The 13,328-nt window shown below is 71.4% G+C and carries 8 protein-coding genes and 1 pseudogene; 5 read left to right on the forward strand and 4 right to left on the reverse strand.

All coding sequences use genetic code 11. From position 1 onward, the window contains the following. Positions 1-213: 213 nt before the first annotated feature. Positions 214-2,373: a RecQ family ATP-dependent DNA helicase gene (locus tag IG90_RS0103310; protein WP_030577177.1), complete on the forward strand. Its 2,160-nt coding sequence runs from the start codon at positions 214-216 to the stop codon at positions 2,371-2,373. Between the two features lie 51 nt (positions 2,374-2,424). Here the strand turns inward: IG90_RS0103310 and IG90_RS45485 are convergent, their stop codons facing one another. Next, entirely contained in the window at positions 2,425-2,802 is a 378-nt protein-coding gene (locus IG90_RS45485) for a PALP domain-containing protein (protein WP_051860206.1), read from the reverse strand. A gap of 5 nt (positions 2,803-2,807) precedes the next feature. Next, positions 2,808-3,038: a pyridoxal-phosphate dependent enzyme gene (locus tag IG90_RS45490; protein WP_051860207.1), complete on the reverse strand. Its 231-nt coding sequence runs from the start codon at positions 3,036-3,038 to the stop codon at positions 2,808-2,810. Positions 3,039-3,594: 556 nt separating this feature from the next. On the opposite strand from IG90_RS45490, the gene IG90_RS0103320 reads away from it, so the two are divergent. The 3 genes from IG90_RS0103320 to IG90_RS0103330 all read left to right on the forward strand — a co-directional run bounded on the left by IG90_RS0103320 (position 3,595) and on the right by IG90_RS0103330 (position 10,902). After that, positions 3,595-6,486 carry a helix-turn-helix transcriptional regulator gene (locus tag IG90_RS0103320; protein WP_030577180.1) on the forward strand — a complete coding sequence of 964 codons (2,892 nt, stop codon included), beginning with the start codon at positions 3,595-3,597 and terminating at the stop codon, positions 6,484-6,486. Between the two features lie 428 nt (positions 6,487-6,914). Continuing rightward, complete coding sequence (locus IG90_RS0103325) at positions 6,915-8,414, forward strand: ankyrin repeat domain-containing protein (protein ID WP_051860208.1); 1,500 nt, start codon at positions 6,915-6,917, stop codon at positions 8,412-8,414. 193 nt (positions 8,415-8,607) lie between these two features. Continuing rightward, positions 8,608-10,902, forward strand: a complete 2,295-nt coding sequence (locus IG90_RS0103330) for a leucine-rich repeat domain-containing protein (protein WP_030577187.1) — start codon at positions 8,608-8,610, stop codon at positions 10,900-10,902. A 199-nt stretch (positions 10,903-11,101) separates the two neighbouring features. On the opposite strand, the pseudogene IG90_RS41375 reads toward IG90_RS0103330, so the two are convergent. Both IG90_RS41375 and IG90_RS46605 read right to left on the reverse strand, forming a co-directional pair. After that, a pseudogene (locus IG90_RS41375) lies at positions 11,102-11,318 on the reverse strand (recombinase RecQ); the annotation flags it as partial. 171 nt (positions 11,319-11,489) lie between these two features. Next, on the reverse strand, positions 11,490-11,618 hold the full coding sequence (locus IG90_RS46605) for a hypothetical protein (RefSeq protein ID WP_267958696.1): 129 nt from the start codon (positions 11,616-11,618) through the stop codon (positions 11,490-11,492). Between the two features lie 168 nt (positions 11,619-11,786). On the opposite strand from IG90_RS46605, the gene IG90_RS0103345 reads away from it, so the two are divergent. Beyond that, positions 11,787-13,166: a DUF4192 domain-containing protein gene (locus IG90_RS0103345; RefSeq protein ID WP_030577190.1), complete on the forward strand. Its 1,380-nt coding sequence runs from the start codon at positions 11,787-11,789 to the stop codon at positions 13,164-13,166. The last annotated feature ends 162 nt before the right edge of the window (positions 13,167-13,328 follow it).

The raw sequence follows: 13,328 nt of genomic DNA on the forward strand, positions 1-13,328 counted from the left end.
GTCAGCCAAGGTTTGCCCGGTGAGGAGCGGCGTCAGGTGCGTGCTCTCGGCGGGCCGGCCGGAAGTCCTCGTACTGGACGTACTCGGGTTTTCGGCCGGTGCGGCGAGAGTGCGTGCCGGGCGTCGCGACGGGGCGAACCTTGGCTGACGCGGCACTAGCCCTTTGTCACGCTGGATTCGCCGATTGTCAGTGCCATCGGGTTGCATGGGGGCATGGACAACCTGGAGCTCCGTGCTGAAGCCGATGCCATCCTCGCCGAGCTCGTCGGTGCCCCGGGGGGTTCGGCGCGGCTGCGGGAGGATCAGTGGCAGGCGGTGGCGGCTCTGGTGGAGGAGCGCCGACGGGCACTGGTGGTGCAGCGCACCGGCTGGGGTAAGTCGGCGGTGTACTTCGTCGCCACCGCTCTGCTGCGCCGACGTGGCTCCGGTCCCACGGTGATCATCTCGCCGCTGCTGGCGCTGATGCGTAACCAGGTCGAGTCGGCGGCGCGGGCCGGTATCCAGGCGCGCACCATCAACTCGGCCAACCCGGAGGAGTGGGAAACGATCTATGGGGAGGTCGAGCGCGGCGAGACCGACGTTCTCCTCGTAAGTCCGGAACGTCTTAATTCTGTAGATTTTCGCGATCAGGTGCTGCCCAGGCTTGCGGCCACCACTGGTCTCCTGGTGGTCGACGAGGCGCACTGCATCTCCGACTGGGGTCACGACTTCCGCCCCGACTACCGTCGGTTGCGGGCGATGCTGGCTGAGCTTCCCGCCGGTGTGCCGGTGCTGGCCACCACCGCGACCGCCAACGCGCGAGTTACTGCGGATGTGGCCGAGCAGCTGGGCACCGGTGCAGGCGAGGCCCTGGTCCTGCGCGGCCCCCTGGAGCGGGAAAGCCTCCGGCTGGGCGTGGTCCGGCTGCCGGACGCCGCGCACCGCCTGGCCTGGCTCGCCGAGCATCTGGACGAGCTACAGGGCTCCGGGATCATCTACACACTCACCGTCGCCGCGGCCGAGGAGGCCACGGCCTTCCTGCGGCAGCGCGGCTTCCGCGTGGCTTCGTACACCGGAAAAACGGAAAACGCTGACCGGCTGCAGGCCGAGGTCGACCTGCAGGAGAACCGGGTCAAGGCGCTGGTCGCGACTTCGGCACTGGGCATGGGCTACGACAAGCCTGACCTGGGGTTTGTGATTCATCTCGGTTCGCCGTCCTCGCCGATCGCCTACTACCAGCAGGTGGGGCGTGCGGGACGCGGTGTGGCCCACGCCGATGTGCTTCTGCTGCCGGGCAAGGAGGACGAGGCCATCTGGCGCTACTTCGCCGATACCGCCTTTCCGCCCGAGGCGCAGGTTCGGCAGACTCTTTCGGCCCTTGCCGGTGCGGGACGGCCGCTGTCCGTGCCGGCTCTGGAGGCGGTGGTGGACCTTCGACGCAGTCGGCTGGAGTCGATGCTGAAGGTGCTGGATGTCGACGGCGCGGTCAAGCGGGTGAAGGGCGGCTGGACGGCCACGGGGGCCGAGTGGGTGTACGAGGCTGAGCGCTATGCGTGGGTGGCCAAGCAGCGTGCTGCCGAGCAGCAGGCCATGCGCGATTACGTGAGTACGACCCGGTGCCGGATGGAGTTCCTGCGCCGGCAGTTGGACGATGAGGGGGCGATCCCGTGCGGGCGTTGTGACAACTGCGTGGGGGCCTGGGCCGATTCCTCTGTTTCGGCGGAGACGCTGACGGGGGCGGCGAAGGAACTGGATCGACCGGGGGTGGAGGTCGAGCCGCGCCGGATGTGGCCGACGGGGATGCCCGCACTGGGCATCGACCTCAAGGGGCGTATCCCGGCCAAGGAGCAGTGCTCCACGGGGCGTGCCCTGGGGCGGCTCTCGGACATCGGCTGGGGCAACCGGCTGCGCCCGCTGCTGGCTGAGAACGCGCCCGATGGGCCGGTCCCGGACGATGTCCTGCAGGCCGCGGTGGCGGTCCTCGCCGACTGGGCGCGCTCGCCGGGCGGCTGGGCGCCGAATGTCCCGGACGCCTCTGCCCGGCCGGTAGGAGTCGTCGCTGTGCCGTCCCTGACCCGGCCGCAACTGGTCGGTTCCCTCGCTCAAGGAGTCGCGACCATCGGCCGCCTCCCCTTCCTGGGCACCCTGACGTACACGGGGCCGAGCGGCGCGCACGTGGCACGCCGCAGCAACTCCGCCCAACGCCTCAGGGCGCTGTCCGGCGCCTTCAACGTTTCTGAGGAGCTGACTGGTGCCCTGGCCGGCTCTCCCGGCCCCGTTCTGCTCGTGGACGACTACACCGACTCCGGCTGGACCCTCGCAGTCGGCGCCCGCCTACTGCGCCAGGCAGGCGCCGACCAGGTTCTGCCGCTGGTGCTTGCCGCGGCGGGCTGACCTCATGACCGACTTGGCATTTGCCCCTCGAGGGTGATCCGGATCGAATTCTCACTGGGGCGACGCGAGACGACGCGTACATGTATGCCGAGTGTCGTCGCCGGGGTCCATGCCATGCCCTATCGGATGGATAGAGGCATCCTGGGTACCTTGTCGTGTACCCAGTTCAGACGGAAGCCGACGGCAGTCGATTGGGGTGCCTCGGGCGCAGAGGATCGTGCCCAGCGAGCCGGCTCGGAGTTTGTGACGCAGGGCCGCGGCGATCCCGACCGCGCCCGAGGGTTCCAGGATCAGCCCCAGGGCGTCCCGTACCGTCCGCAGGGCACGGCGGCAGTCCTTCTCGTCGACGAGCGGCATGGCGTCGACGTACTCGCGCATCCACGCGACGGCGCCGAGCACGGGCGCCCGTACGGCGATGCCGTCCGCCATTGTGCTCACCCGGCCGGTGGCCTCGGGCACGCCGGTGCGCCGCAGCCGATGCCGCTGATGAGCCCGTCGTTGCCGACCGGGACGAGCAGCGTGTCGAGGCCGAGCGGGGCCGGCTCGGCGGCGATGGTGCCCGCGCCCTCGGCGATGAGCGGCTCGTCGCCGTCCTCCACGAGCACGGAGCCGGGACGGGTGGCGGCCGCGTCCTTGGCCTCGTCGAAGTCCGCTCCTGTCTGCATGACCTCCGCGCAGAGTCCCGCATCCGGGCCACCTTGACCGGGGTGGCGTCGAGGGCGGCGAACACCGTCACGGGGACACCGCGCGCCCGCCCCGCGTACGCCACGGCCTCCGGCGCGGAGGGGACCGGCCGCTGCTGGAGTCCCTGGACGTGCTGGTCGAGCGGTTCGGTGACGGCGATCCGGTCGCCTCTGGGAGCTCTTCCATCCGGCCGGCCTGACGACCCCTGACCGCTTCGCAGAGAAGGCCACCGCCCATGTCCGCACACCCTGGCAGAGCACGCTGTGGCCAGTCAGCGGCGGAGCCTCACATCGTGACTGGTCAGTAGTGTGACGCGCTACGCCTCCGTCGGTCACAATGCGCCCGGGCCGTCGCGCGGCCGGGCCCTGAGGGGAACGGCGTTGTCACACCCCTGTTGTAGAAAGCTGCCTGACAGAAACCGATGCCCTCCCCGTGCTGCCGTCACCGGGGCTCCGGCATGCCGTGGCGGCGTTCGTTCCGAGGGAGATCGTGGTGGCTGAGACGCACGGGGGGGGACCGACAAAACGCGCGGAGAGGGTGCCGTTCGTCAGCAGGTCCACGGAGCTCGGCCGGCTCGACGCGGCCCTGAGACACATGGGAGCCGGAGGGCCTGCGGTCGTGGACATCACCGGTGAGGCGGGCATCGGCAAGAGCCGGCTGCTGGCGGAGTTCGGTACGCTCGCCCGCCGCCGCGGGGCGGCCGTACTGCGCGGCCGGGCCACCGAGTACGAACGGCACAGCCCGTTCCAGCCGTTCGCCGACGCGCTCGCCGACCTCGACCAGCGGGTGCTCAGAGTGTTCCCGTCGCTGCGGGAGCTCCCTCCGGTGCTGCGGGGGAGGGCCGAGCCCTCGGGCGAGCCGTGGAGCAGGGACCGTTTCGGCCTCTACCGGGCCACCGCGGACGCACTGCGCCGCATCCGGGGCGCGCGGCTCGTCGTGGTCCTCGACGACCTGCACTGGGCGGACCCGGCGTCCCTGGAACTCGTCGACCACCTCGTGCGGCACCCCGTGAAGACCCCTTTCCTGCTCGTCGTGTCGCGCCGCGACCGCCAGGCCCCGGCGGCGCTCACCACGGCGCTGGCGCGCGGGGCCGACACCGGCGCGGTGCTGCGGATCTCCCTCGGCCCGCTCGACGAACGCGACTGCGTCGAGGAACTGGCCCGCGACCTGCCGCAGCAGCGAGCGGCCGAGATGTACGCCGCGAGCGAGGGTAACCCGCTGTACTTCCTGGCGCTCCTGACGGCCCATCGCACCGCCCGGCTGCCCGGGCCCCCGGTCCGGGACGGTGGTCCGCCCGCGGGCCTGGAAGCACTGCTGCTCGACGAACTCGCCCCTCTGGACCCACTGGAGCGCGGCACCGTGGAAGCCGCCGCCGTACTCGGCGACCACGCCACGGCCGACCTCATCGCCGCTCTCACCGGCTCACCCGTCCCCGACGTCGTCGAGGCCCTGCGCGGGGTGATGCGCCGCGATCTGATCCGCACGGACCAGGCCGGACGCCGTCTGGCACTGCGCCACCCGCTGATCCGGGCGCTGGTCCACGACAGCACCGACCCCTGGCGGCGGCAGGAGCTCCACCGCAGGGCGGCGGCCGAACTGGCCGAGGCCGGCGCACCCCTCGCCGAGCGGGCGCACCACATCGAGCGTTCACTGACCGGCTGGGACCCGGAGGCCGCCGCGATCCTGACCAGCGCCGCCGAACAGACCGCCGTGACGGCCCCGGCCGCCTCGGCCCACTGGCTCGGTGTCGTTCTCGCGATCCTGCCCAACACCCCCGGACACCGCGACAAACGCCGTGAGTTGATACTGATGCGCGCCGGGGCGCTCGGCACGACCGGGGCGCTGTGGGAGAGCAGAGACCTCTTCCACCAAATGATCGACATGCCCGCCGGCAACGAGGGCGGCGAGGACGCGCTCCGTACCTCCGCCGTCGTGCAGTGTGCCGTCATGGAGCGTCAGCTCGGGCGCTACGCCGAGGCCGACGCGCTGCTGCGCCGCGAACTAGACCGGCGGCCCGGGCCGTCACCGGCCCAGCGGATCGGTCTCGTCATCGAATGGTGCTGCCGCGCGCAGTTCGTCGCCCGCTTCCCGGACGTACGGGAAGAACTGGCCGGGGCGCTGCGCGGTGCCCGCGATCTGGGCGACGGACTCGGCGAGATGGGCGCCCTGACGCTGGCCGCCATGAGCGAGGCGTACGAGGGTGACACGGCCGAGGCCCGTCGGCTCGCCCGGACCGCGGCGGGGCTGGCGGACGCGCTCACCGACGGCGACCTCGCCGGGCTGTGCGAACCCCTGGTCAGGCTGGGCTGGGCCGAGGTGATGCTCGACCGGTACGCCGATGCGGAACGGCACACCGACCGGGGCGTGGGCATCGCCAGGCGGACCGGCCGACTCTACATGCTGTCGCAGCTCCTGCTGTGCAAGGCGTACGCCCACTTCCTGACCTGCCGGGTCACCACGGCGCTGGAGCTGGCCGACGAGGCCGCGACCATCGCCCGCGCCCTGGGCAGCGGCGAACTACTCGGCTTCACCCTCGCGATCCGGACCCTGCTCCTCATGCAGGCCCACCCGCCGGGCGACCCGGACGTCCTGGCCGCAGCGGAGGAGGCGGCGGCAGCGGCGGAGGGCACCGGCGAGAGCTGGTGGTCCACGCTGGCACGGTCCCTGCTCGCCTTCGCCGCGATGGGCGCCGGTGACCCGCACCGCGCACGGGACGTCCTGCTGGACGCGGGCGGCGGCAGGGACCTGCCCCGATTGCAGCCCTCGCTGCTGCCCGAGTTCCTGGAACTGCTCGTCGCCGCCGCCTTGGCCGTGGGCGAGACGGAGGAGGCCGAGAACGCGGCCGAGCGCGCCCTGAAGGAGGCCGAACGGATCGACCTGCCGACCCGCCGGGCAGCGGCGCTGCGCGCTTTGGGCCGGGTCGAGGCGCATCGGGGGGACCGGGCCGCGGCGGCACGGGCGTTCGCCGAAGCCGCCCGGGAGAGCGCGCTGTGCGGGGCGACGCTCCGGGAGGCGCAGAGCCTGCTGCTCGGCGCCGTGTTCATCAAGGCCGCTGGTGACGGCGCCGGCGCGGCAGCCATGTGGCGCCGTGCCCGTCGGCAGGCCGCCGAGGGCGGGGCCACGCTGCTGGTCGCCCTGGCCGACCAGCAGCGCCCGGAGGTGCTGGGTGACACGGACGGGGCGGCGGAGCCGTCCGGGCCGGCCGCCGCGCTTGCCCAACTGACCTCGCGGGAACGGGAGGTAGCGGAACTGGTCGCCGAGGGTCTCACCAACCAGGCCGTGGCCTCCCGGCTATGCCTCAGTCCGCGCACGGTCGAGAGCCACATCGCCCGCGTCTACCGCAAGACGGGCGTCCCGTCCCGCGCCGCCCTGGCCACCCTGGTGGCACGCCACACGGTCACGGCACCGGGTACGCCGCCGCCCTCCTGACCAGTGCCGTCGGCGGGACGCGGACCGAGTGCCCCTCGAGGCCGCTCCCAGCTGCGCCGATGGCGCGGCGGCCTGCGTTTTGGCGGAACGATCAGCGAGGTTCCCCGACTCCCGCTCCCGCTCTCACCCCCGCTCTCGTTTCCGTCCCCGTTCCCGGTGTCCGCGGACTTGCCCGGCAGGCCGGTGAAGTTCCCTTTCCCGCCCGGTGAGGTCCGCGACGCGTACCGCGCCCAGCGCAGGGCGCGCCGCACTCCCCCCACGTGCGCATCGACCGGCGCCCATGTCAGTAGAACTACGCAATCGGCCACGGAAACCACCGGAACCTGCCTGCTCATGAGCAACGGCCTGGTTACTTGTTCTACGTTCCGTCAGGTCCGGCGTCCGGCCTGCCGGGATCCGTTGCCAGTGCGCCTCCAGGAGTCCTCACCATGAGCGAAGTCATGAGCGAATCCCTTTTTGCTGCTGTCGCGCCTGACCGTGGCGGTGACCCCGCCGAGGGCGTCGCACTGGTTCGTTCACTGATCGCCGACGGGGCGGATGTCTCGGCGCACGACGAGCAGGGCGCCACCCCGCTGCACCGGGCGGTTAAGGCCCCGTACAGCGCCGACGACCCGCTGCCGTCCCTTGAGGTGATACGGGCGCTGCTGGAGTGCGGCGCGGATGTGCACGCCGTCGACAACAACGGTGACACCTCCGCCGTGTGGGCCGTGGCCTTGAACGACTCCGATCCGGCGGCCTGGGCGGAGCGTTCGGTGGAGGTGCTGGCCCTGCTCGTCGACCACGGTGCGCGGCTGGACGGCAAGAGCCGTTTCACCACAAGGGGCTCCCTCGCCCACCACAGCACCGTGGCCGTGTCGCTCTACGCCTTCCTGCTCGACCACGGCGCGCCGATCGCCGCGACCGACGAGCACGGCGACACACCGCTGCACACCACCGTCCGCTCGGCGCGACCGGGACTGGTGAAGTTGCTGCTGGAGCGCGGCGCCGACGCCGCCGCGGTCAACGGCCTCGGCAAGACCCCGCTGGGGATCGCCCTGCGCCTGCCGGAGTACAGCGAGATGCAGCGGCAGGCGCGCGCGGAGATCGTGACCATGCTCCAGGCGGCGGGTGCCCCGGCGCATATGCCGTATTCCTTCGTGGAAGGCGGGCCGTTGCCCATCGATATGGACGCGGTCCGTGAGGTCGCGGGAGCGATGCGGGCCGAGCAGGCGGCGGTGTGTGGGACCGCCGGGATTCCCGACGACAGCGGCTGGCTCACCAGGCTCGTGGGGCCGGACTACGACAGCTACCAGGATCTCGTGATCGGGGTGCGTGACAACTGCGATCCCGACGATCTGTCGCATGTCCCCGAGCTGTGCGCCAGGGCGCTCGGCGACACCGGTACGACGAAGACACTGACCGGCGATCAACGGGTGGACGTGCCGTTCTTCCACCACGGCGACCTGGTGGTCAAGGGCGGCTTGGACGTGATGGCCCCCTTCGTGGTCACCGGCTCGCTGGCGGTCGACGGTGTGCTGGCCGACTGCGGCCCCGAGTCGGTGGTGACGATCGGCGGTGGCGTGACGGCCCGCGGGGTGTTCACCGACGGCGAGATGTGCGTCGGGGGCGACATCGAGGCCGAGGTCGTCCACGGGTACTACAACGACAACACGCTCCAGGCGGGCACGATCCGCGCCCGCCTGGTTGTCGAGGACGGGCACGAGACGATCGCGAGCGTGCGAGCCGACCTCCACTTCGACCTGGACGAGTACCAGCAGGGGTACGGCGACGGCGTACAGGTGCAGTTGCGCGAGCTGCTGGTCGACGAGGTGTTCGCCGTCGACGAAGACGAGGATGACGAGGAGATGTTCGACCATTGCCTGCTCTCCGCCCGGCTGCGCGAGGGCCTGCCCGTCTTCCGAACGGAACCGCAGGCCGAGACCCGCTGAGTGGGCGTCACCTCCGGCCTGACGGCCCGGCCCGCCCCAGCCGGCCGCGGCAGCACGACCGTGCCGCGCTTTCCCCACCAGGCCCCCCTTACCGGCACTTCACCCCACGGAGCAACCAAAGATGGCCGATATGGCTCATGAGGAATCCCCGAGAGGCCTTTCCGTACCCCCCGTACCCCTCGTCCTCCCTGCGGTGCACTCCCCCTCGGGATACCGCGTCATCAGCGTCGAGGAGGCGGAGGAGCGGTTCCGAGTCTCCGCCGACGTGCGGTATCCGTACGCCGACTTCGCCGAGGATCAGGAGATCCGCTTGTACGAGGGCGGACTGCATGTCGCCGGGCACCTGGGGCCGGAGGGGGACGACGACTGGGTGCCCTACAACACCATCGTGGACGGCGATCTCACCGTCGACGGCGACCTGGACTGGTGGGACCACAGCGGCGGCAACCTCCTCGTCGTGACCGGCAGCCTGCGAGCCCGCAACGTGATCCTGGCGGGCTGTCCCAGCGTGGTGGTGCGCGACGACCTCGAGGTGACGGGCGGCATCTGCTGCTCGTACGGTGACGACGGCGGCATCCTCACGGTGTGTGGCAGCACCCGCGCCCAAGTCCTCATCAGCACGCTGTACTTCAACCTCGTTGTCGCCGAGCAGCCGCAGGCCCTGCTCGTCGCTGACCGCTGCCGCAGCAACTGCCCGGTCGACTTCGACGACGACGAACTGCACACCATCCTGCTGCCCGAACTTCTTGACGACCACGGCGAGGCGAACGCCCACAAGATCGAGGAGGCTCTGCGTGAGGGGCGGCAGGTGCTGCGAGCGGGCGGGCGCCCGAGCCACCTGACCACCCTGGACGAGCTGGACGCCCTGCTCGATCGGGCCGAGGAGGTCACCGATCTCGATCTCTCAGCAAGGAGGTTGAGGGCCGTCCCGGAGCAGCTGCTCGCGTTCCCCCGGCTGCGTGCCCTGTCACTCGCGGACAACGGTGACCTCGGCGGCCTCCCCCCGCGCATCGGCGAGCTCACCGCCCTGGAAGAACTGGACGTGTCGGGAACCGGACTGACCGAACTGCCGGCATCCATAGGCACCCTGGGGAATCTGCGCGTGCTGGACATCTCCGGCAACGACTTCACCGTCTTCACGGGTCTGCCGGATTCCCTCGGTGACCTCGGCCGGCTTGAGGTGCTGCGCGCCTCGCACCTCACCTGCCGACTCCCGGAGTCGCTGGACCGGCTGCACTCACTGCGCGAACTGGACCTGTCCCGCTTCCGCCAAGGGCGCTACGTCAGCGACACCCCGGTCGGACTTCCCGCGGTCGTCACCCGCCTGACCGGACTGCGCTCCCTGAACCTGTCCGGGACCTGGCTGGCCTCCGCCCCCGAGGGACTGCTCAGCCTGCACGAGCTGGAGGAACTGAACCTCAACGACTGCCTGTCGGACCGGGTGACGCGTCTGCCCGAGCTGGCCCGGCTGCCCCGGCTGCGCGTGCTGCGGCTCAGCGGACGCACCTCGGGATCCGACCAGCACCCGCCGGGCCGCCACCTGCTCTCCGGCATCTGGGACATCACCACGCTGGAACACCTGGAGATCGACCGCTGGGGCAAGGAGATCTTCAAGGGAAGCAAGGTACGCAAGCCCTTCCGCACACTCCCCGACGACGCGTTCGCCCGTACCCCGAACCTGCGGCACGTCGACCTGTCGTTCAACGAACTCACCACCCTCCCCGAGCCGTTCTTCGCCCTGCGCCACCTGGACTTCGTGGGTCTGCGGTACTCCCAGCTCGACCAGCTCACACTGGAGCGGCTGCGCGGCACGTTCCCACACGTCCGTATCGACCTGCGTGACACCGGCACCCGCGACGTCGTCCACGACCCGAACTGGCAAGCCGTGCACGCCCTGGTGAGGAACGGCGGCGCCCGACTCCACGCACAGGATCACCATGAGGCCGCGACCGCTTTCGAGGAAGCTATCGCCCTCTGCGCCCCCGGCGCCCGCTACTCCGCCTACGACCAGCTCTACGCCCACTACGGCCTGGTCGACGCCCTCGGCCACCTCGCCGACGGCGCACCAGACCCCGACCGCCCCGCCCTGAACAGTAAGCTCATCCGTTACGCCGAGCAGACACTCGCCCTGGTGCCCGACACGATCTGGCACTTCACCGACGAGGGCGCCTTCCAGGAGGAGGTCAAACGCCGCACCGGCAACGCCCTCGCCTGGCATCTGCTGCACAGCGGCGAACCGGAACGCGCCCTGGCCGCCGTCGAGCAGGCGCTGACCGTCGCAGGCAGCCCGGACTACGACTTCGTCCGCGACACCCAGGTCCGTGTCCTGCTCGCCCTCGGCCGCACCGACGACGCCTACCGGGTCGCCGACCAGGCCCTCACCCGCGATCCGTCCTTCGGCGATTTCACCGACATGGCCGCCTCCCACGAGTTCCAGCGGTGGCGCCGGGCCCAGCGCGGCCACCGGTCCCTCGGCGGCGGCCGATGAACCCCGAACCCGCCACGCCGCCGGCCGCCCGGCCCCTGGCCGACCTCGACAAGGTGCCCATGCCGGATCACCCGGATTCCGGAGATCGCGGGCGAAACGGCCCACTTCCTTGCCTGGGTTCCCGACCGGGCGGCTGACATCCTGCCCGCGCTGCGCCGCCAGAACCTGCTGAACAACGGACAGAGGGCGAGTCCGAGTGCGGAGAATTCAGGCCTTCGAAGCTCACCAGCAGGACGTCGGGACCTCGCCCGCCGCCACCTCGGCCTGGACGCTCTCCCACTCCTCCGTGTTCGACGAATTGATCGTACGGGCGCTGATCCCGGCCCGTGCCGCCGCCACCTGGTTGCGCATCAGCGCAAGCAGCGGCGAGACGATCACGTCGGGCCGCTGCCCTGCGCGCGGAGCAGCGCGGTCGCCGCGCCCTAGTGCTGCGTCAGCCAAGGTTCGCCCCGTCGCGACGCCCGGCACGCACTCTCGCCACACCGGCCGAAAGCCCGAGTACGTCCAGTACAAGGACTTCCGGCCGGCCCGCCGAGAGCACGCACCTGACGCCGCTCCTCACCGGGCAAACCTTGGCTGACACGGCACTAGACGGCGGACTTGCCCCAGCCGGTGCGCTTCACGACCAGAGCTCTGCGTTTGTCGGCGACGAGCGCCTCGATGGCCACCCACTGGTCCTCGCGCAGCACGGCCTTACCTGTGGCATCGCCCACCACGCGGGCGAGGACGGAATCGGCCGAAGCCCTGAGTGCTGACGATCTGCGTTGGTCATACCCCCATGCAACCCGATGGCTACGACAACCCGCGAACGACGGGGCGAGCACCTGTGGATAACGTTATCCACAGGGGTCGCGGGATCTGGTGGGCTGCGGGACCGTCAAGCCATGAACAAGCACCACGAATCCACCGGCCCGGCCGGGGAACAGCAGATCACCCTGCGCGGACCCGCCGAGCTCGCCGACGCCCTCCCGTATCTCATGGGCTTCTACCCCAACGACAGCGTCGTGATGGTCGCTCTGCACGGTGGCCGGGGCCGGTTCGGCGGCCGGCTCCGCCTCGGAATTCCGCAGGCGCCCGGCGAGTGGGGGCCGGTCGCCGATCAGCTCGCGGAGTGCCTGATCTCGGGGAGCGAGCGCCGTGAAGGACGGCCCGACGCGATCGTGATCTTCCTCTGCCAGGACTCGCCGGACGGCTCGGGCGGGCGGCTGACCATGGAGCGGCTCAGGCCGTTCGCGCAGCGTCTGCGCACGGCGTGCGGAGCGCTCGACGTTCCGGTCCTCGAAGCGCTCTGCATCTCCGACGGCCGCTACTGGTCCTACTGCTGCCCGGACCCCCGGTGCTGCCCCGACCAGGGAAACCCCCTGGCCATGCCCGGCACCACGGTGATGGCCGCGGCCGCCACCTACGCGGGCGTCCACGTCCGGGGCACGCTGCGCGACATGGAAGCGCGGCTCCAGCCCTGGAGGGCGCCGGTCGACGTGACCACGCAACAGGAGGCCCTGGACAGGGCCGTGCCGGAGCTGGTGCCCAGGCTCCTCGACGAGCGGGCCAGGCGCGAGGTCGCGGCGGAGACCCTCCAGCTGGCGCGCATGCTCATGAGCCGCATCGAACAGGCGCAGCCGGCGCCCCCCGCGCTCGCGGACTCCGGGGACGACCAGCTCATCGGCTCCGACGAAGCCGCTGCGGTCATCCTGGGGCTCCAGGACCGGGAGACCCGGGACAAGGCCGCAGCCTGGATGGAGGGGTCGGAAGCACAGTCCGCCCTGCGCCTGTGGCGTGCCCTGGCACGGCGCTGCGTCGGGCGGTACGGGGAGCACGCCGCAGCTCCGCTCACCCTGGCGGGCTGGGTCTCCTGGTCCACGGGCGACGAGCCGGGCGCGCGGGTAGCCCTGACGCTGGCGCTGCGCGCCGATCCCGACTACACCTTCGCCCAACTGCTCCATCGGGCCTGCAACGAAGGGCTCGATCCGGAAGCCCTGCGCCGTTGCCTGCGCGAGGCCACGGCCGAAGAGAGTGCCTCCGGTGCCGGGGTGCCGGAGGCGACGGTGGACACCGCCGCCGTCCGGGGCGCCACTCCGCTGCACGTCCGCAAGGTCCGCCCGCTGCCCGACGGGGGCCGGAGCCGAGGACGCGTTCCCCGGCCCCCGGGCACCGAACGGGGGAGGACGGCACGCGGCTCGGTCCGTCCCCGCACTCCGGTGGCCGGGCGGCGGCCGCCCGAGGCCCGGCGGTACGGCCGACGCGGCACCAGGACGCGCCGATGACCCCTGGCCCGGATCCGACGCGGCGCGAAACCCTCGCGCCGCGGCCGCCGCTCCGCGTGGATGATCCGCTCTGCATCGACCGCGACGTATCCGGACAGTGGAACCCGGACTGATCACGAGCATGCCGAAGGGACTGTTTATCGTCAGGCAGACGACTATGAT

The sequence above is a fragment of the Streptomyces anulatus genome (assembly GCF_000721175.1).
Classification (GTDB): Bacteria; Actinomycetota; Actinomycetes; order Streptomycetales; family Streptomycetaceae; genus Streptomyces; species Streptomyces anulatus_C.

Coding starts and splice junctions, on each gene's coding strand:
- IG90_RS0103310 (WP_030577177.1), top strand. CDS start 214: ATGGACAACCTGGAGCTCCGTGCTGAAGCCGATGCCATCCTCGCCGAG.
- IG90_RS45485 (WP_051860206.1), bottom strand. CDS start 2,802: ATGGCGGACGGCATCGCCGTACGGGCGCCCGTGCTCGGCGCCGTCGCG.
- IG90_RS45490 (WP_051860207.1), bottom strand. CDS start 3,038: ATGCAGACAGGAGCGGACTTCGACGAGGCCAAGGACGCGGCCGCCACC.
- IG90_RS0103325 (WP_051860208.1), top strand. CDS start 6,915: ATGAGCGAAGTCATGAGCGAATCCCTTTTTGCTGCTGTCGCGCCTGAC.
- IG90_RS0103345 (WP_030577190.1), top strand. CDS start 11,787: ATGAACAAGCACCACGAATCCACCGGCCCGGCCGGGGAACAGCAGATC.